Origin of the sequence: Rahnella sp. BIGb0603, assembly GCF_024808755.1 — a bacterium.
GTDB classification, from domain to species: Bacteria; Pseudomonadota; Gammaproteobacteria; order Enterobacterales; family Enterobacteriaceae; genus Rahnella; species Rahnella contaminans.
The window spans coordinates 15,288-31,896 of sequence record NZ_JANUEX010000003.1 but is presented as its reverse complement, the minus strand read 5'-3'; the positions used below and the strand labels follow the sequence as shown (position 1 = coordinate 31,896).

Annotated in this window: 16 protein-coding genes and 1 tRNA gene; 6 read left to right on the top strand and 11 right to left on the bottom strand. The window is 53.3% G+C overall.

Features of this window, described 5'->3' with window-relative positions; genetic code table 11:
- Positions 1–12: 12 nt before the first annotated feature.
- Positions 13–396 (top strand): oxalurate catabolism protein HpxZ, encoded by a 384-nt coding sequence (hpxZ, locus tag M2403_RS08495; protein ID WP_152324673.1) that lies wholly within the window; start codon positions 13–15, stop codon positions 394–396.
- 679 nt (positions 397–1,075) lie between these two features.
- On the opposite strand, the gene puuE is transcribed toward hpxZ, so the two are convergent.
- The 3 genes from puuE to M2403_RS08480 are packed head-to-tail and all read right to left on the bottom strand — an operon-like array spanning position 1,076 to position 3,499.
- Positions 1,076–2,014 (bottom strand): allantoinase PuuE, encoded by a 939-nt coding sequence (puuE, locus tag M2403_RS08490; protein ID WP_259228928.1) that lies wholly within the window; start codon positions 2,012–2,014, stop codon positions 1,076–1,078.
- On the bottom strand, positions 2,007–2,765 hold the full coding sequence (locus M2403_RS08485; protein ID WP_165058618.1) for an aspartate/glutamate racemase family protein: 759 nt from the start codon (positions 2,763–2,765) through the stop codon (positions 2,007–2,009). The genes puuE and M2403_RS08485 overlap by 8 nt, the downstream gene beginning before the upstream one ends.
- On the bottom strand, positions 2,765–3,499 hold the full coding sequence (locus M2403_RS08480) for a GntR family transcriptional regulator (protein WP_195815391.1): 735 nt from the start codon (positions 3,497–3,499) through the stop codon (positions 2,765–2,767). The genes M2403_RS08485 and M2403_RS08480 overlap by 1 nt, the downstream gene beginning before the upstream one ends.
- 177 nt (positions 3,500–3,676) lie before the next feature.
- Between M2403_RS08480 and M2403_RS08475 the strand changes: the two genes are divergently transcribed.
- Positions 3,677–5,179 carry an NCS1 family nucleobase:cation symporter-1 gene (locus M2403_RS08475; RefSeq protein ID WP_152324677.1) on the top strand — a complete coding sequence of 501 codons (1,503 nt, stop codon included), beginning with the start codon at positions 3,677–3,679 and terminating at the stop codon, positions 5,177–5,179.
- 81 nt (positions 5,180–5,260) lie between these two features.
- Here the strand turns inward: M2403_RS08475 and M2403_RS08470 are convergent.
- The 4 genes from M2403_RS08470 to aguB all read right to left on the bottom strand — a co-directional run bounded on the left by M2403_RS08470 (position 5,261) and on the right by aguB (position 8,340).
- Positions 5,261–5,337 (bottom strand) — tRNA-Asp (locus tag M2403_RS08470).
- Between the two features lie 139 nt (positions 5,338–5,476).
- Positions 5,477–6,214 (bottom strand): DNA polymerase III subunit epsilon, encoded by a 738-nt coding sequence (gene dnaQ / locus M2403_RS08465; protein WP_208950421.1) that lies wholly within the window; start codon positions 6,212–6,214, stop codon positions 5,477–5,479.
- 152 nt (positions 6,215–6,366) lie between these two features.
- Positions 6,367–7,452: an agmatine deiminase gene (gene aguA, locus M2403_RS08460; RefSeq protein WP_217152618.1), complete on the bottom strand. Its 1,086-nt coding sequence runs from the start codon at positions 7,450–7,452 to the stop codon at positions 6,367–6,369.
- Between the two features lie 3 nt (positions 7,453–7,455).
- The gene (gene aguB / locus M2403_RS08455; RefSeq protein WP_152324680.1) at positions 7,456–8,340 is read right to left on the bottom strand and encodes an N-carbamoylputrescine amidase; all 885 of its coding nucleotides are present in this window, start codon (positions 8,338–8,340) and stop codon (positions 7,456–7,458) included.
- 271 nt (positions 8,341–8,611) lie between these two features.
- Between aguB and rnhA the strand changes: the two genes are divergently transcribed.
- Positions 8,612–9,079, top strand: coding sequence for a ribonuclease HI (gene rnhA / locus M2403_RS08450; RefSeq protein WP_101079833.1), 468 nt, complete (start codon positions 8,612–8,614; stop codon positions 9,077–9,079).
- A gap of 21 nt (positions 9,080–9,100) precedes the next feature.
- On the opposite strand, the gene M2403_RS08445 is transcribed toward rnhA, so the two are convergent.
- On the bottom strand, positions 9,101–9,826 hold the full coding sequence (locus M2403_RS08445; protein ID WP_259228927.1) for a class I SAM-dependent methyltransferase: 726 nt from the start codon (positions 9,824–9,826) through the stop codon (positions 9,101–9,103).
- 43 nt (positions 9,827–9,869) lie between these two features.
- On the opposite strand from M2403_RS08445, the gene gloB reads away from it, so the two are divergent.
- Both gloB and mltD read left to right on the top strand, forming a co-directional pair.
- The gene (gene gloB, locus M2403_RS08440; RefSeq protein WP_152324682.1) at positions 9,870–10,625 is read left to right on the top strand and encodes a hydroxyacylglutathione hydrolase; all 756 of its coding nucleotides are present in this window, start codon (positions 9,870–9,872) and stop codon (positions 10,623–10,625) included.
- A 69-nt stretch (positions 10,626–10,694) separates the two neighbouring features.
- Positions 10,695–12,080 (top strand): murein transglycosylase D, encoded by a 1,386-nt coding sequence (gene mltD, locus M2403_RS08435; protein WP_165058626.1) that lies wholly within the window; start codon positions 10,695–10,697, stop codon positions 12,078–12,080.
- Positions 12,081–12,182: 102 nt separating this feature from the next.
- On the opposite strand, the gene M2403_RS08430 is transcribed toward mltD, so the two are convergent.
- Both M2403_RS08430 and M2403_RS08425 read right to left on the bottom strand, forming a co-directional pair.
- Complete coding sequence (locus M2403_RS08430; RefSeq protein ID WP_208950423.1) at positions 12,183–12,983, bottom strand: endonuclease/exonuclease/phosphatase family protein; 801 nt, start codon at positions 12,981–12,983, stop codon at positions 12,183–12,185.
- 193 nt (positions 12,984–13,176) lie between these two features.
- Entirely contained in the window at positions 13,177–14,352 is a 1,176-nt protein-coding gene (locus M2403_RS08425; protein ID WP_208950424.1) for an MFS transporter, read from the bottom strand.
- Positions 14,353–14,459: 107 nt separating this feature from the next.
- Between M2403_RS08425 and yafC the strand changes: the two genes are divergently transcribed.
- Positions 14,460–15,356 (top strand): DNA-binding transcriptional regulator YafC, encoded by an 897-nt coding sequence (yafC, locus tag M2403_RS08420; protein WP_152324686.1) that lies wholly within the window; start codon positions 14,460–14,462, stop codon positions 15,354–15,356.
- Positions 15,357–15,786: 430 nt separating this feature from the next.
- Here yafC and dkgB read toward each other — a convergent pair whose 3' ends face one another.
- Positions 15,787–16,590, bottom strand: a complete 804-nt coding sequence (dkgB, locus tag M2403_RS08415) for a 2,5-didehydrogluconate reductase DkgB (protein ID WP_152324740.1) — start codon at positions 16,588–16,590, stop codon at positions 15,787–15,789.
- Positions 16,591–16,609 lie beyond the last annotated feature (19 nt).

Genomic DNA, 16,609 nt, shown 5'->3' with positions numbered 1-16,609 from the left:
AGAGACGAAATCATGAAAACTGAACATATCGACCGCCCGGCGATCCTTGCCGAAATGAATGCGGCCTTTTATCGCTATGAACAGGCGCTGATCACCAACGATACCGCCGTCCTCGACGAACTGTTCTGGCACGACCCGCGCACCGTGCGCTTTGGCGCGGGAGAAAATCTTTACGGCATCGAAGCCATCCGGGCATTTCGCTCAGCGCGTTCGGCGCAAGGGTTAGACAGGGAACTGGTCAATACGACCATCACCACATTTGGTGATGACATGGCCGTCGCCAGTACGGAGTTTCGCCGTGAAGGTACGGACAAAATCGGGCGTCAGCAGCAGACATGGGTGAAAATGGCGAGCGGATGGAAGATTGTGGCCGCCCATGTGAGTCTGATGGTTTGACCGAATCATTGGGCGGTTCAGCTTTGGAAAGCTGAGGAAACCTTTTTCGGTTTAACCGGGATAAAAATGAGTTGTGGAATTTTCGGTTCCCACCGAGGGGAAATCTGAACGGTGACATTTTCGGTTTCTCAATAACAGCGATCACTTTTCACGCTGCGCCGAAACCGCCCAAAAGGGGCCAGGACGGGCCCCTCTTGGATCTCCCCCGTCTTTTAACTGCGCGCTCAGCGGGTACGACGGACATGTTCCGGTAGATCAGTGAGTGGCGCAAAATATTGCCGCTTCGCGGTTCCTTCTCTCGGTCTTCGAGCCTCTGGTCTCGAAGCCGCTCCGTTCAGCAAAATTTTTAATCGCGCCAATTAACTCTCTAAAAACAGAGCGATTTAAACTCCAACTCCAACTCCAACTTGAATTTAAGATCGTACGGGCGATTCAGAAATCTTGCTGAATGAGAGGTTGCAGACCTGAGGCTGCAATCCCGAAATGAAGGCACCGCGCAGCGGCAAGATTTCCAGCCTGTCACAGAGGTAACTGAAACATGGCCAGCGAGCGAAGCGCGCAGTGAAAAAGCGCGGGAGTCCAGAGGGCGCGCGCTTACGCGTCCTCTGGGCCAGTTTGGGCGGCGAGCCCAAGGTTTTGAATTTGATTTTAAATTTGAATTTGAATTTGAATTTCGAGATTAAACACCGAAATGTTTAACCCAATGGTCGGCAATGTCCTGCCGCTTACACACCCATACCTTCTCGTGTGACCCGATGTAATCGAGGAACCGCTGTAAAGCGCGAAATCTCCCGGGGCGACCGAGGATCCGGCAATGCATCCCGACCGACATCATTTTGGGTGACGTTTCGCCTTCTTCGTACAACACGTCAAACGTATCTTTGAGATAGGTAAAGAACTGCTCGCCGGTATTGAAACCCTGCGGGGAGGCAAACCGCATGTCGTTGGTTTCCAGCGTGTACGGGATCACCAGATGCTGTTTCGTTTCGCCATTTTCCAGTTTTACCGGCGTCCAGAACGGCAGATCATCGCCGTAATAATCGCTGTCGTACTGGAATCCGCCTGATTCGGCGACCAGCTGACGGGTGTTCGGGCTGTCGCGGCCGGTGTACCAGCCGGATGGCGCTTTGCCGAACAGGTCGCGAAGTACGGTGATGGCTTTTTGCATGTGCTCCGCCTCTTCGGCTTTGCTCATGTTCTGATAATGGATCCAGCGCCAGCCGTGGCTCACGACGTCGTAATCCGCGGCTTTGATGGCGCTGACGATTTCCGGGTTACGCACGAGCGCCATCGCGACACCGAAAACGGTCAGCGGCAGGCCGCGCTTCTGGAATTCATTGTGGATCCGCCAGAAACCGGCGCGTGAGCCGTATTCATACAGTGAATCCATCGACATATGACGGTCGGGAAAACTGGCTGCGCCGATAATATCCGAGAGAAATTGTTCCGAACCGGCGTCGCCGTGCAGGACGTTATTTTCCGCGCCCTCCTCATAGTTGAGGACGAACTGCACCGCAATCCGGGCATTACCCGGCCAGTTTGCGTGTGGCGGACGACCGGCATAGCCAATCAGGTCGCGCGGATAATTTTCAGTAAAACCGTTATCGAATTCAGGCATGGTTATCTCTCAGATTCAGTCCGGCAAAGCGGCCAGACAAGGGTTTTTCCAGCGGATAATCCAGATCACCGTGCTTACTGGTGGTCAGGCGAAGTGCGGCCAGCGACTCGACCATTTTGACCGCCGCACTGACGCCGTCGATCACCGGAATATTCAGCTCCAGCGTCAGTTCCTGCGCCAGATCGGCCATTCCGCCGCAGCCCAGCACAATCGCCCCGCTGCCGTCGGATTTTTTCGCGGCGATGCATTGTTCACGCACTTTCTGCTGCGCCAGCCCGCTGCCGTCTTCGAGCGAAAGCACCGGAAGATCGATCGCATGCAGCGCCGCGCAATGACGCTCGAAACCGTACTGATGCAGTAAATGGCGGGCAATAGTGAGGGTTCTTGGCAAAGTGGTGACGATGGAAAAACGCGTCGCCAGCATCGTGGCCAGATGCATGGCCGCTTCAGCAATGCCGATGACCGGCGCACGTGCCAGCTCACGCGCGGCCAGTAGGCCCGGATCGCCAAAACAGGCAATGATATGGCCGTCCACGCCGGCTTCGCGCCCGGCTTTCACCTGCTGCAAAACACCGAGCGTGGCAATCGCCTCATCAAAATGCCCTTCAATCGACGGCGCGCCTTCCTGCGGACAAACCGCCACAATTTGTGTATCCCCGGCAGCAACAGAGCGCGCGGTTTGCGCCATGACTTCTGTCATCGCCAGACTGGTGTTCGGGTTGATCAGTTGTATACAAAGCGGTTTTGTCATCACTCTGGCTCCTTTCCGGCGACCAGAAGATGAGAGGAAAAGATATTCGCGAAATCAGGCACCTGCCCTTTATTTTGCTCAAAACGCAGGCTGGAAACGATGCTGTCGAAGTGATGCGACATGCTTTGCGTCAGCCCGGCAACGTCCCGCTTTTTCATCAGTTCCAGTAAATCATCGTGATCATGACACCGGCAGCCCTGTTGCCACGGCGCGCCCCAGGCGGCAATCGCCAGTGAAGAACGCAGCGTGAGCTGAGAAACCGATTCGGTCAGCACTTTGTTGCCGGAAATCGCCTGAAGCTGGACGTGGAAAGCAGCAGAAAGCCGGATTGCGGCCGGGCCATTACGTTCGTCGTGGGCGCGCTTTTCTTCCTGTACGAGTTTTTTCAGCGCCACCAGATGCGTGGACTGGCAATGCGCGATCACCAGCGGCAGGTTGGCGCATTCAAGAATTTTTCGGGTGGCGAAAACGTCGCGGGATTCCTCTGCGTCCGGCGTGGTGACATGCGCACCACGCTTGGGCAACAGCGTGACCAGTTGCACTGCGGCAAGGCGCTGCAACACGCGCCGGATGCCCGTCCGGCTGACAGAAAAAACTTCAGCCAGCGCTTCTTCCGGCAATTTACTGCCCGGCAAAAGCTGGTGTTCAACAATCGATTTCACCAGCGCGTTGTAAATGTGGTCGTCCTTATCCTCGGTAAAATAGGCCGTATTCAGCCCGCTCCAACTGGTCATTGCCGTTACTCCGTATACCGTTCGATAGATTAATCGTATACATGAAAATTATTTTTTGTATACAAAAAATGAAATATGGCCTGATTCGTGCAGTGCTCCTGTGACTGCTTTTCACCTTTGGGCAGCCGGTCACCGGCTTCCGACTTTTACATGTTGTTAATGACAGGAGCACGATTTATGCCAAATCAGGAAATCACCTCCGCCACGGCGTCATCCGAACAAGGCGCCGGGATCATCAAACCTTATTACAGCCCGCGGCTGTGTAATGATGATTTAGCTCCCACTCGTGACCAAAACTGGAGCTGGTACAACATTTTTTCTTTCTGGATGTCCGACGTACACAGTATGGGCGGCTATGTGGTCGCAGCGAGTTTCTTCACGCTCGGGCTGACCAGCTGGCAGGTGCTGCTGTGTTTATTGTGCGGGATTTGTATCGTGCAGATTTGTGCCAACCTGGTGGCGAAGCCGAGCCAGCAGGCTGGCGTGCCATACGCGGTGATTTGCCGTCAGGCATTTGGCGTGTTCGGGGCGAATATTCCGGCAGTGATCCGCGGGCTGATCGCGTTTGCGTGGTATGGCATTCAGACCTATCTGGCGGCCAGCGCGTTAATGCTGGTGCTGCTGAAATTCTTCCCGTCCCTGACGCCGCTGACCGTGCCGCACTGGCTGGGCTTATCTGCGCTGGGATGGATTTGCTTCGGCATTATGTGGGTATTGCAGGCGATGGTGTTCTGGCACGGCATGAGCGCAATTAAGCGTTTTATCGACGTGGCGGGCCCGGCGGTGTACGTCGTGATGCTGATGCTGGCCGGATGGATTTTGTATAAAACCGGGCTGAGCAATATCTCTTTCACACTGTCGACAAAAACGCTGACCGTCGGCCAGCAGGGCTGGGAAATGCTGACCGCCACGGCGCTGGTCGTCTCGTATTTCTCCGGCCCGCTGCTCAACTTCGGTGACTTTTCACGTTACGGCAAAAGCATGAGCGAAATCCGTCGCGGTAACCGCTGGGGCCTGCCGTTTAACTTCCTGCTGTTCTCGATTGTGACCGTGGTGATTGTTTCCGGTACACAATCCCTGTTTGGCCAGATGATTACTGACCCGATTGAAACGGTCAGCCGCGTGGGTAACAGCGTAGCCGTGGCACTCGGGCTACTGACCATGATCATCGCGACGATTGGTATCAATATTGTGGCGAACTTCGTATCACCGGCGTTCGATTTCTCTAACTGTTCGCCGCAGAAAATCAGTTTCCGTACCGGTGGGATGATTGCCGCCGTCGGCTCTGTTTTACTGACACCGTGGAACCTGTTCCAGTCACCGGAGCTGATCCACTACACGCTCGATGTTCTCGGGGCATTCATCGGGCCGCTGTTTGGCATTCTGCTGGCGGATTATTACCTGATCAAACGCGGTCATATGGATGTCGATGCGCTGTTTAACGCCTCCCCTTCCGGCCGTTACTGGTACCGCAACGGGTTCAACCCGAAAGCCATCGGCGCGCTGGTGCCTGCGGTGCTGATTGGTCTGGTCATCAGCTTTACGCCGAGCCTGCATCAGGTGGCGAATTTCAGCTGGTTCATCGGGGCATTTCTGGCGGGCGGTTTTTATCGCTATATCGCCCGTCATGACCGCGCGACAGGTAACGCAATGGGCTATATGAAAACAGAAGTGGAATAAATCGTTGTAACAGGGGAAAAAAGCCAGGAAGGCTGAAACGACGAAGCCCTGAGTGATTTCTCACTCAGGGCTTCTGAATAGTGGCGGAACGGACGGGGCTCGAACCCGCGACCCCCTGCGTGACAGGCAGGTATTCTAACCAACTGAACTACCGCTCCGCGTTTTGTTCTGGTTAAGAACGAGGCGGATATTAAGGAATACCCGCCATTACGTCAATGCTTTTCCTGATATTTTCTACCGACTGCACAGTTTTTCCACACACCGGATATTTTCAATACAAATTGCAGAAAATACGCATCACGAACGCCATAAACAGCTGCCGCCCTTTTTCACCACTAAATCTAACCGTTCTTCATGCCACGCCAGCTCCTGCTCTGAAGCCGTAATGACTTTCAACCCGGACACCGGACGCGCCACGCGCTGGATCCCCAACCCGTCTGCCCCGGTATTCTGCTCACCTTCGTGAGTGAATTTGATACTGGTCTGCCCGCCGGTCATCATCAGATAAACTTCTGAAAGAATTTCGGAGTCGAGCAATGCGCCGTGCAGCGTTCGTTTGCTGTTGTCGATCAGGTAGCGATCGCTCAGGGCATCGAGGTTGTTACGCTTGCCGGGAAACAGCTTTCGCGCCATCGCCAGACTGTCGGTGATTTTGCAGAAGGTTTCGGTTTTCGGCAGATTACGGCCAAGCATGCCGAACTCGTAATCCATAAAGCCGATGTCGAACGTTGCGTTATGAATGACTAATTCTGCACCGCGAATGTATTCGATAAAATCGTCGGCAATGTCGGCAAACACCGGTTTGTCGGCCAGGAATTCGTCACTGATCCCATGAACGCCGAAAGCTTCAGGGTCGACCAGACGATCGGGTTTGAGATAAATGTGGAAATTGCGCCCTGTCAGACGGCGGTTAATTACTTCAACAGCACCGATTTCGATAATCCGGTGCCCTTCGTAATGGACGCCGAGTTTGTTCATACCGGTGGTTTCGGTATCGAGAACGACGATCCTGTTAGATGTGTTTTGTAAATCCATGGTTATTTACCCAACCCTGCCGATCATTTTGAAACGAAACCCGGACGATAGAGACATCGTGAATGCGTCACAGAGTACCATCAGGTGGAGGCTTAAGTCATTTCGCCGGAGAAGTTGATGAGCCCGCAGCATCGCGCTACGGGCATTTTATCTTACGCGGGGATTTGCTGAGTGATGCAGTGAATGTTGCCACCGCCCAGCAGGATTTCGCGGGCCGGAACGCCGGTCACTTTGAAATCAGGGTACATTTCAGCGAATACCGCTTCGGCTTGTTTATCCGTTTGCGGATCCAGCAGCGGGAAGATAATGTGCCGGTTGCTGATGAGATAGTTGACGTAAGACGCCGCCAGGCGGTTACCTTCGTGGCGTTCAATCGCCGTTCCCGGCAACACGTCAATGGTCTCTTCCGCGCTGGCAAACAGCATCGGCGGCGACGGCATTTTCCAGACTTTCAGGCTGCGCCCCTGCGCATCTTTCGTCGATTCCAGCACTTTCAGAGCGGCAACAGAACGCGCGTACTGCGGGTCGTTCTGATCGTCAGTCCAGTGGAGCGCTACTTCACCCGGACGAACAAAGCAGCACATGTTATCAATGTGACCGTCGGTTTCATCGTTGAACACGCCTTCTTCAAGCCAGATGATTTTCTTAACGCCCAGATATTCCTGCAATTTCGCTTCAATTTCTGACTTCGAAAGATCCGGATTGCGGTTGGGATTAAGCAGGCATTCCGCCGTGGTCAGCAGCGTACCTTCGCCATCGACATGGATTGAACCTCCCTCAAGTACCAGACTTGTGGAAAGGTAAGGTATGTGATGATAGTTCGCCACCTGACGGGCAACGAGCTGGTCACGATCCCAGCTGGAATACAGGCCGCCATTAAGACCGCCCCACGCATTAAACGTCCAGTCGATCGCCAGACGCTCACCTTTTGCATTGGCCACAATGGTCGGGCCGGTGTCGCGCATCCAGGCGTCGTCACTTTCCATTTCCACCAGCGTAATTTGCGAAGGCATCAGGCCACGGGCCTTCTCCATTTCCGCAGCAGGGACAGCCATAATGACCGGCGTGGTGCTGGAAATAGCCGCCGCAACGGCAGAAAAAGCCTGTTGCGCAGGGCGTCCGTTTGAACGCCAGTTGTCCTGACGGTAAGGCCAGATCATCCAGACAGCCTGCTGCGGTGCCCATTCAGCGGGCATCGCAAAACCTTCAGCCTGAGGATTGATATCAATTGAAGACATCAGTTATTTCCTTGTTGAACCGTCGGATGTGGCGATAGCGCCATACATTTCAGGACGACGGTCGCGGAACAGGCCCCATGACGCGCGCTGCGCGGCAATCGCATCCAGATCAAAAGTATGAACCAGCACGGTTTCTTCTGTTTTACCGGCCTGAGCAACCAGTTCGCCGGTCTGATCCGCAATGAATGAAGAACCGTAGAAGGTCATTTCGTAATCAGGAATGAATTTACTCTTTTCCGTACCGATGCGGTTCGACGCAATCACCGGCACCAGGTTTGCCGCTGCGTGGCCTTGCTGAACGCGGGTCCAGTGTGGCTGGCTGTCGATTTCCGGATACGCTGGCTCTGAACCAATCGCCGTCGGATAGAAGATAATTTCTGCACCCTGCAAGGCCAGGCAACGTGCGGTTTCCGGGAACCATTGATCCCAGCAGATCCCTACGCCGATTTTCGCGTAACGGGTATTCCAGACTTTGAAACCGGTATCGCCGGGAATGAAGAATTGTTTTTCCTGATAGGCAGGGCCGTTCGGAATGTGTGTTTTACGGTAAACATCCAGTACGCTGCCGTCAGCATCAATCATGACCAGCGAGTTGTAATAAGCGTTGTTGCACTTCTCGAAGAAGCTCAGCGGCAGCACCACTTCCAGTTCTTTGGCGAGTGCTGAGAAATGACGGATGAGCGGACTGTTAGTCAGTTCCTGCGCCAGGCCGTAGTGTTCCGGGCTCTGATCGATACAGAAGTACGGTGCGGCAAAAAGTTCCTGAATCAGAATGACTTGCGCGCCCTTGGAATGTGCCTCGCGAACCAGTTTTTCGGCATTAACAATATTCTTTTCCAAATCCCAGCTGCAGCTCATTTGTGTTGCAGAAACCGTTACATTTCTCATCAGACATCCTTAAAGCATTGAAAAATTTGCAGTGAAAAAACCATGAAAGACGGAACTCACTCAGAGTTTTGAACTGCCACTCTGCCTTTTCCTATTATATTGCAAAAGACAGCGCTCTCCAGCCAAAAGAGTCATTAGTGACGGTCAAACCTGTTACAAAGGTACCTCAGTGCCCCGCTTTCAGACAGTTGCACCCCAAGATATTACTGTGCCCGGCAGGATGGTTTATGTCAGACTTGGTTTTTATATTTGATGAAAGAGCCTGCCAGAGATGACCAAACAGGTAGAAATTTTCACCGACGGCTCCTGCCTCGGCAACCCCGGCCCCGGCGGTTTCGGTGCAATTTTACGCTATAAGCAACACGAAAAAGAGTTCAGCGCGGGTTTCCGCCTGACCACGAATAACCGCATGGAAATGATGGCGGCCATTGTTGCGCTCGAAGCCCTTTCCACACCGTGCGAAGTCACGTTAAGCACCGACAGTCAGTATGTGCGCCAGGGCATTACCACCTGGATCCATAACTGGAAAAAACGTGGCTGGAAAACTGCGGATAAAAAACCGGTGAAAAACGTCGATTTATGGAAGCGTCTTGATGCCGCAATTCAGACTCACCAGCTGAACTGGATGTGGGTAAAAGGCCATGCAGGTCATCCTGAGAACGAACGCTGCGACGTGCTGGCAAAAGAAGCGGCGGGCAATCCGACGCTGGAAGATGTGGGTTATCAGGCAGAGAGTTAAACAGACGCGCATCGGGCACACTCAGTCCCGATGCTCTTCCCGATAGCTTTTTGTCGCCCCGACGGCCTGCTGTATTTTCTGTTTCTGCGCGTGAACTTTTTTCGCCGTAGGCGTCAGCGGGAACGTGCGTTTGCGGGCGATAATTAACGTCATGCAGCCCAGCGCAGGCAGATGCGTGCTCAGCAATTTGCCGCCATTCTTTTTCCACGGCAGCACATGAAAACGCCGGTGAACCATCACTTCGTAATTGAGCAACGACAGCCAGTCGAGCAGCCGCATCTGTGTAAACAGACGGCTGCTGTAGGGCTGACGTTTGCGAAAGAACGGCATCAGTTTCCCGATACCTAACAGACTCAGCGGATTAAAGCTGCTCAGCACCATCCAGCCGTCATCAATCAGCACGCGGTCAACTTCACGCAGTATGCGGTGCGGGTCATCAGCATACGCCAGCGTATGGCACAGCAGACAGGCATCGACCGATTTCGCGGAGAACGGTAAATAGTAGGGTTCGCCCCTGACATGCAGCCCTTCGCCTTCCGGTGCGAAATTGACCTGATGCGAGATAGGACAAGCTTCCGCGTTGATTTCGGCACTTAATGCGCCGATTTTCAGCAGGTGAAAACCATAGAGTTTTCCCCACCAGGGTTGCAGTTGTTGCTCAAGCGCGGCACGGTAATAGTCGCCGCAGGGAATATCTTCCCAGGATGCCGGTGCAACAATGGTCTTACGGGCGCGGGCTGGTCGCATATTTTATTATCTTCTTTCAAGCAGTTGCCAAAGAGAGGTTGCCATGAATCTTATCAGTATTCCTGCCCTGCAGGACAATTACATTTGGATGCTCGATGACCAGAAAGGCCATTGTCTGATTGTGGATCCCGGCGAAGCGGCGCCTGTTTTAGCCGCACTGAAAATGGCGAATTTAACGCCTACCGCCATCCTTCTGACGCATCATCATCACGACCATGTGGGCGGCGTAAATGAAATTTCCGGCCATTTTCCGGGTCTGAAAGTGTACGGACCTCACGAAACTGAGAACAAATTTAGTCAGATTAGTCTTAAAAACGGCGATAAATTGGTAATTGGCGGTCTGGAATGGCAGATCTTTGCTACGCCCGGCCACACGCTTGGTCACATTTCATACTATAGCGCACCTTATCTTTTCTGCGGAGACACGATGTTTTCCGCCGGTTGTGGCCGTCTGTTCGAAGGAACGCCGGAGCAAATGTACCAGTCGTTTCAACGGTTAGCGGCGCTCCCTGACGAAACATTAGTCTGTGCGGCGCACGAGTACACTCTCTCAAATCTTAAGTTTGCACGCTCTATTTTACCGGAGGATCATGATATTCATTCTCATGAGCACAAAGTGCAACAAATGCGGGAAAAGGGACAATCTTCCCTGCCTTCAACCCTGGGTCTTGAGCGTAAAATTAACGTCTTTTTACGCTGCGATGATGTTGATTTACAAAACAAATTAAACCTTAACGATCCCTTAAAGACAGGCTCACAGGTTTTCGCCCATTTAAGGGCACTCAAGGACAGCTTTTAGACCCAAAGGTTGTGTTTTTTTTCGAAGCAAAGTATTATCGCTCGTCTTTTAAGCAACTATGACACACACATGAAGGCAAACGCGATCCTAATAATCGCCTCCATGTTGCTCACAGGTTGCCAGGCGTCCAGGCAGGGCGTGAAGGTACCCGAGCAACATGCACAGAGTTTGTCTTCGGCAAGTCAAAGTGAAGCAGGACAGTACACAGATGATGGCCGAGCGGCCTCTGGGGGATGGTTGGATGGAAACGACGCCGTCTCCCAACAAAATCTGTGGAACTTCATAGGCGACGAGCTGAAGATGAAGGTTCCGGATAACCCCCGGATCCGCGAACAAAGAGTTAAATATTTAAAAAATAAGAGCTATCTCCACGATGTAACATTACGGGCAGAGCCGTACATGTACTGGATCACCGAGCAGATTAAGAAACGTAATATGCCGATGGAACTGGTACTGCTACCCATAGTGGAGAGCGCTTTTGACCCAAAAGCAACCTCATCAGCTAACGCTGCCGGGTTGTGGCAGATCGTGCCACAGACGGGTCGCAACTATGGTTTGAAACAAAACCAGTGGTATGACGGACGCCGTGATGTTGTGGCGTCGACGACCGCTGCGCTTGATATGATGCAACGCCTGAACAAAATGTTTGGTGGTGACTGGTTACTGACCATTGCCGCGTACAACAGTGGTGAAGGCCGCGTGATGCAAGCGGTGAAAGCTAATAAAGCGAAAGGTCGCTCGACTGACTTCTGGGCGCTGGCGCTTCCTCGTGAAACGTCAATTTACGTGCCTAAGATGTTAGCGCTGAGCGATATTTTAAAGCACAGCAAGAAATACGGTATCAGCCTGCCGCAACCGAGTGAAGACCGAGCCCTGGCGCGTGTTGAAGTCGGTCAGCAGATGCAGTTGACCCAGGCCGCTGAAATGGCCGGGATGTCCCTGACGAAGCTGAAATCGTATAACACTGGCTACAAGAAGAATGTGACCGCGCCGAATGGCCCGCATTACATTGTTCTGCCGAAGGCGCATGCCGACCAGTTGAAAGATTCTCTGGCTGATGGCGATATTGCCGCAGTGCAGGAAACGAAACTGGCCAGCAACACTCCGTCAGGTGCAAAGGCGTACAAGGTTCGCTCCGGCGACAGCTTGTCCAGCATTGCAGCCCGGCTGAATGTGAAAACCCGTGATTTACAGCGTTGGAACAATTTGCGCTCAGCAGGCGCGTTAAAAGTTGGGCAAACCCTGCAAGTGGCGGATAACAGCGTCAGCGATACCAGTGTCAGCGGTGGCAGCATCACTTATCAGGTGCGTAAAGGCGATTCATTGTCGAGCATTGCCAAACGTCACGGCGTCAACATCAAAGATGTGATGCGCTGGAACACGAATGCGGACAACCTGCAACCGGGCAACAAGTTAACGTTGTTCGTCAGCAACAAGATGAGTCCTGATACCTGATTCTGACCGGTACCGGCAATAAAAAAGCACCCTGATAATTCCGGGTGCTTTTTTTATATCTGCGTTTTATGGCGGAGGTTCTTTTGATGAAAAAATTAAGCGCTACAACGTCAGCGGTTTGCTGGCCATAAATTCCACCCGCAACGGGTTATGATCTGAGGCGCGTGTTTCCATCACCGATGCGCTGGTCACACTCAGGTCGCGGTAGAAGATAAAGTCCAGCGGCCTGCCGAATGCCCGTTTGCGGTAGTCGGAGGGGAAACGCACTTCCTCCAGTTGAATATTCCCCGCAAAGCCGAACAGCGCATTGATGCGTTGCTTGCTCCAGGCGTTGAAATCCCCCGCCATAATCACCGGCCCTTTGTGGTTGGCAATTTGCTCACCAATCGGGTCAAGCTGCTTACTGTAAACGTCGATACCGATACTGAAATTCACCGCGTGAATGTTCACCACCATCAGTAAACGACCGTCCAGAAGCGGATAGACTGTCACTAATGCCGATTTAGACAGCCTCAGAAGCGGCTCACGCTCACGCAGCGGGCAGCAATAAACCGGATGCGCCGCAGACAGCGTCATCACGCCAGAGGGGTGCTGAGGCAGCATAAACGCCGGCACCTGATCGGCCGCCAGAAAGTTGGATGTGGCAAAACGTATCAGTTCTGGCGTCGTCTGCGCTTCCTGAAGTAACACCAGTTGCGCGTCTTTACCGTAATCACGCAGAACTGACAACCAGTCAGCCCGCTGCTGTTTGAAGATATTCCACACCATGACGCGCAAAGTATTCGAATTGGGTAGCGCAGCACCCGGCGGCAAATCCGGCCCTAAATGTGCGAGGACCCCAGGGAAGATTTGCTCTGCGGGCTGACCTGCGACATACCTCATTGCATATGTTTTTTTCCGCACGCTAATCGCCTGTTACCCGTTGTATCGATGCTATATGAGAGAGTTTCTCACAGCGAAAGTTCAGTATACGCCCGCAGGCGCTGAGGCCAAATCTGTTTACATTGGTATACAACCCGGTCACATCTACAGGCTAGCATAAAAACAAAAACGGCCCGCCAGAGGCGAGCCGTGCAGAGAGTAAATGTTGCTAAGTTCAGGCAACAGCAGGTTTTAACTTTCTGTCCAGATGACCACTGAGGCGGATCAGCAGCAGCGCGCCGAGGACAATCACTGCGCCAATCCACGGTGTTTGCGCCAGCCCTATCGTGGAAACCACCTGCCCTCCAATCACAGAACCTAAGGCGATACCGACGTTAAACGCCGCAATGTTCAGACCAGACGCCACATCGACGGCATTAGGCGTCACTTCCTCGGCTTTCTGCACCACATAAACCTGCAAACCCGGTACATTGCCGAAGGCGAAAATCCCCATCACCAGCAGCGTGATTAACGCCGGAATACCGAAACCTGAAGTGAACTGGAAAATCAGTAACAGCGCGGCCAGGGCGGCGAAAATAATGGTCAGCGCTTTGACTGCACCATGACGGTCAGCCAGTTTTCCCCCCCAGATATTACCGATGGCCACTGAAACGCCGTAGGCAAGCAGGATCCAGCTCACCATGCTGGCGGAGAAACCGGCCTGCTCCTGCATCATCGGGGCAAGAAACGTAAATGTAGTGAACACGCCACCGTAGCCCAGTGCGGTGATGGCGTAAATCAGCATCAGGCGCGGGTTCATCAGCACTTTAACCTGATCGGAAATACGCGCCGACGGTTTGTTTTTGATGTTGTTTGGCACCAGGATCGCGCTGGCAATAATGGCAATCACGCCAATCATTGATACCGCGAGGAACGTCTCACGCCAGCCAAAATGCTGCCCGATAAATGTCCCCAACGGCACGCCGGTGACCAGTGCCACGGTCAGCCCGCCGAACATCAGCGCAATGGCCGAAGCGGCTTTTTCTTTTGACACCAGACTGGTGGCAATCGTCGAGCCAATCGAGAAGAACACGCCATGCGCCAGCCCGGTCAGCAAACGCGCGATGACCAGCGTGTTGTAATTCGGTGACTGCCACGCCAGCAGATTGCCCAGCGTGAACAGCACCATCAGGCCGATGAGCAGCGCTTTACGCGGTACACGCCCTGTCAGCGCCGTCAGCACCGGTGCGCCAATCGCCACGCCGAGTGCGTAAATAGATACCAGTAAACCCGCTGACGGGACGCTGACGCCCAGCTGTTCGGCGATTGTCGGCACCAGGCCCACGATGACGAACTCTGTCGTTCCTATAGCAAACGCACTGATGGTCAGTGCTAATAGTGCAAGCGGCATAACCTTTACTCCACAATGAATTTCGATTTGATGGCGGCTATTATCGGCTTGTGCTTAAATGACAGAAATAACCAAAGTATCAAATCATTTATGCTGGAGTAACAACAATGCGAGCCAGTTCTGAAGAGTTGATCACTTTTGTCACGGTAGTGGAAAGTGGCAGTTTCAGCCGCGCGGCAGAACAGCTGGGGCAGGATAATTCTGTGGTCAGCAGGACGCTGAAACGTCTGGAGCAAAAACTGGGCATCACCCTGCTCAACCGCACCACGCGTCAGATCAACCTGACGCACGAAGGCGAGCGCTATTTCGTCCGTGTGCAAAAAATCCTGCATGAAATGGCGGCAGCCGAAGACGATCTGCTGGAGAATCGTGACGATCCGCAGGGTCTGTTGCGCGTCGACGCCGCAACGCCGGTGATCCTGCACGTCATTTCTCCGCTGGTGGCTGAATTTACCGAACGTTTCCCGAAGATGTCGCTGGCGTTGTTTTCGTCCGAGAGCAACATCAACCTGATCGACCATAAAGTGGACGTGGCAATCCGGGTAGGGGAACTGGAAGATTCCAGCCTGCGGGCACGAAAACTGATGCTGAGCCACCGGAACGTACTGGCGTCGCCGGAATATCTTAAAAAATGGGGCACGCCCAAAACCGCCGATGAGCTGCTGAAACACCGTTGCCTGGGCTTTAACGAAGTGGTCGCACTGAACAAATGGCCGCTGCTGTGTGCTGACGGCCAGCAACTGACGGTCACACCGTTTATCAGCTCAGGCAGCGGCGAAACCCTGCGCAGACTGTGTTTGCAGGGAAACGGTATCGCCTGTTTGTCTGATTTCATGACTGACGAGGATGTACATCGCGGCGAACTGGTGAAGTTGCTGGTACCGGATGTCATGCGGATTGCAATGCCGTTGCATGCGGTTTACTACAGTGATCAGACGGTGAGTACGAGGATTCGGTGTTTTATCGATTTTCTGAGCGAAAAATTAGGGCAAGCCCAGAGTTAATCCTGATCGAGAGAGTTTCGGTTTCTCACGTGCAGTGATCGCTTCAATCAGGTCAAGACCTTGGGCTCGCCGCCCAAACTGGCCCAAAGGGTTTTAAACGAAACCCTTTGGAGTCCTGCGTTTTTTTAACTGCGCGCTGTCGCTCGCTGGCTATGTTTCAGAAACACATGCTATTGCCGCGAAAGCTTGCCGCTGCGCGGTTCCTCCGTTTCGGTCTTCGAGCCTGGGGTCTCGAAACACTCACTCAGCTAACTTTCTGAAGCGGCCAGAGGCTTTCTCAAGAACATGTCCATCGTTCGAGCGACAGCGCGTATTGAAAAGCCGGGTGATCACTGTTCTTGAGAAACCAAAATATTCACGGTCCAGCCCTCACGGCAAGTGAAAAACCGAAATCATCTCCGTCCAGCACCGCCAGCTCACCGGAAGGTGCTCAATCCCATGCTGGCGCCAGGCCCTCAGGGCTGACTAATCGTCCATTTTTCTCAAGCGCAGCAATCTCCTGCATGTCGGCATCGGACAATACCAGTTTCTGCGCCAGCAGGTTGCTCGCCAGGTTTTCACGTTTCGTCGATGACGGGATCACCGCGTAACCCAGTTGCAGCGCCCAGGCCAGAACGATCTGCGCTGGCGTGGCGTTGTGACGTTCGGCGATCGCGATAATCGTCGCGTCCTTCAACGCTTCGCCGTAAGCCAGCGTCATGTAGGAAGTCACCGCAATGCCGTTTTCACGGGCAAAATCGACGACGGTCTGGTTTTGCAGGAACGGAGAAAGTTCGATCTGGTTGGTCGCAATCTGATCAGCGCCGACGGCGTCGATCGCTTCCTGCATGAGTGCGACGGTAAAATTGGAAATACCTATTTCGCGGGTCAGACCCATTTTCTTCGCTTCAACCAGCGCTTGCATCGTTTCTGCCACGCTGACGGCCTGTCCCGGAGACGGCCAGTGGATCAGCGTCAGATCAACATAATCCATTTTCAGTTTGCACAGGCTCTCTTTCAGGCTGTCGATCAGCTTGTCTGCCGCCAGGTTTTCAATCCAAATTTTGGTCGTGATATAGAGTTCCTCACGCGGGACGCCGCTTTCCGCCAGCGCGTCGCCAACCGCTGCTTCATTATCATAGATTTGCGCCGTATCAATCGCGCGATAGCCCAGTTCCACTGCGGTTTTCACCGATGCTTTTACCACGTCATCTTTCAGACGGAACGTACCCAAACCGAATGCAGGAATGCTCATCATATTCTCTCTTTGTTTT

Bases quoted from the DNA above. Each gene is read 5' to 3' on its own strand.
- dkgB (WP_152324740.1), bottom strand. From the start codon at position 16,590: ATGAGCATTCCTGCATTCGGTTTGGGTACGTTCCGTCTGAAAGATGAC.
- gloB (WP_152324682.1), top strand. From the start codon at position 9,870: ATGAATCTTATCAGTATTCCTGCCCTGCAGGACAATTACATTTGGATG.
- puuE (WP_259228928.1), bottom strand. From the start codon at position 2,014: ATGCCTGAATTCGATAACGGTTTTACTGAAAATTATCCGCGCGACCTG.
- dnaQ (WP_208950421.1), bottom strand. From the start codon at position 6,214: ATGGATTTACAAAACACATCTAACAGGATCGTCGTTCTCGATACCGAA.
- M2403_RS08445 (WP_259228927.1), bottom strand. From the start codon at position 9,826: ATGCGACCAGCCCGCGCCCGTAAGACCATTGTTGCACCGGCATCCTGG.
- mltD (WP_165058626.1), top strand. From the start codon at position 10,695: ATGAAGGCAAACGCGATCCTAATAATCGCCTCCATGTTGCTCACAGGT.
- M2403_RS08485 (WP_165058618.1), bottom strand. From the start codon at position 2,765: ATGACAAAACCGCTTTGTATACAACTGATCAACCCGAACACCAGTCTG.
- aguA (WP_217152618.1), bottom strand. From the start codon at position 7,452: ATGTCTTCAATTGATATCAATCCTCAGGCTGAAGGTTTTGCGATGCCC.
- aguB (WP_152324680.1), bottom strand. From the start codon at position 8,340: ATGAGAAATGTAACGGTTTCTGCAACACAAATGAGCTGCAGCTGGGAT.
- yafC (WP_152324686.1), top strand. From the start codon at position 14,460: ATGCGAGCCAGTTCTGAAGAGTTGATCACTTTTGTCACGGTAGTGGAA.
- hpxZ (WP_152324673.1), top strand. From the start codon at position 13: ATGAAAACTGAACATATCGACCGCCCGGCGATCCTTGCCGAAATGAAT.
- M2403_RS08425 (WP_208950424.1), bottom strand. From the start codon at position 14,352: ATGCCGCTTGCACTATTAGCACTGACCATCAGTGCGTTTGCTATAGGA.
- M2403_RS08480 (WP_195815391.1), bottom strand. From the start codon at position 3,499: ATGACCAGTTGGAGCGGGCTGAATACGGCCTATTTTACCGAGGATAAG.
- M2403_RS08475 (WP_152324677.1), top strand. From the start codon at position 3,677: ATGCCAAATCAGGAAATCACCTCCGCCACGGCGTCATCCGAACAAGGC.
- rnhA (WP_101079833.1), top strand. From the start codon at position 8,612: ATGACCAAACAGGTAGAAATTTTCACCGACGGCTCCTGCCTCGGCAAC.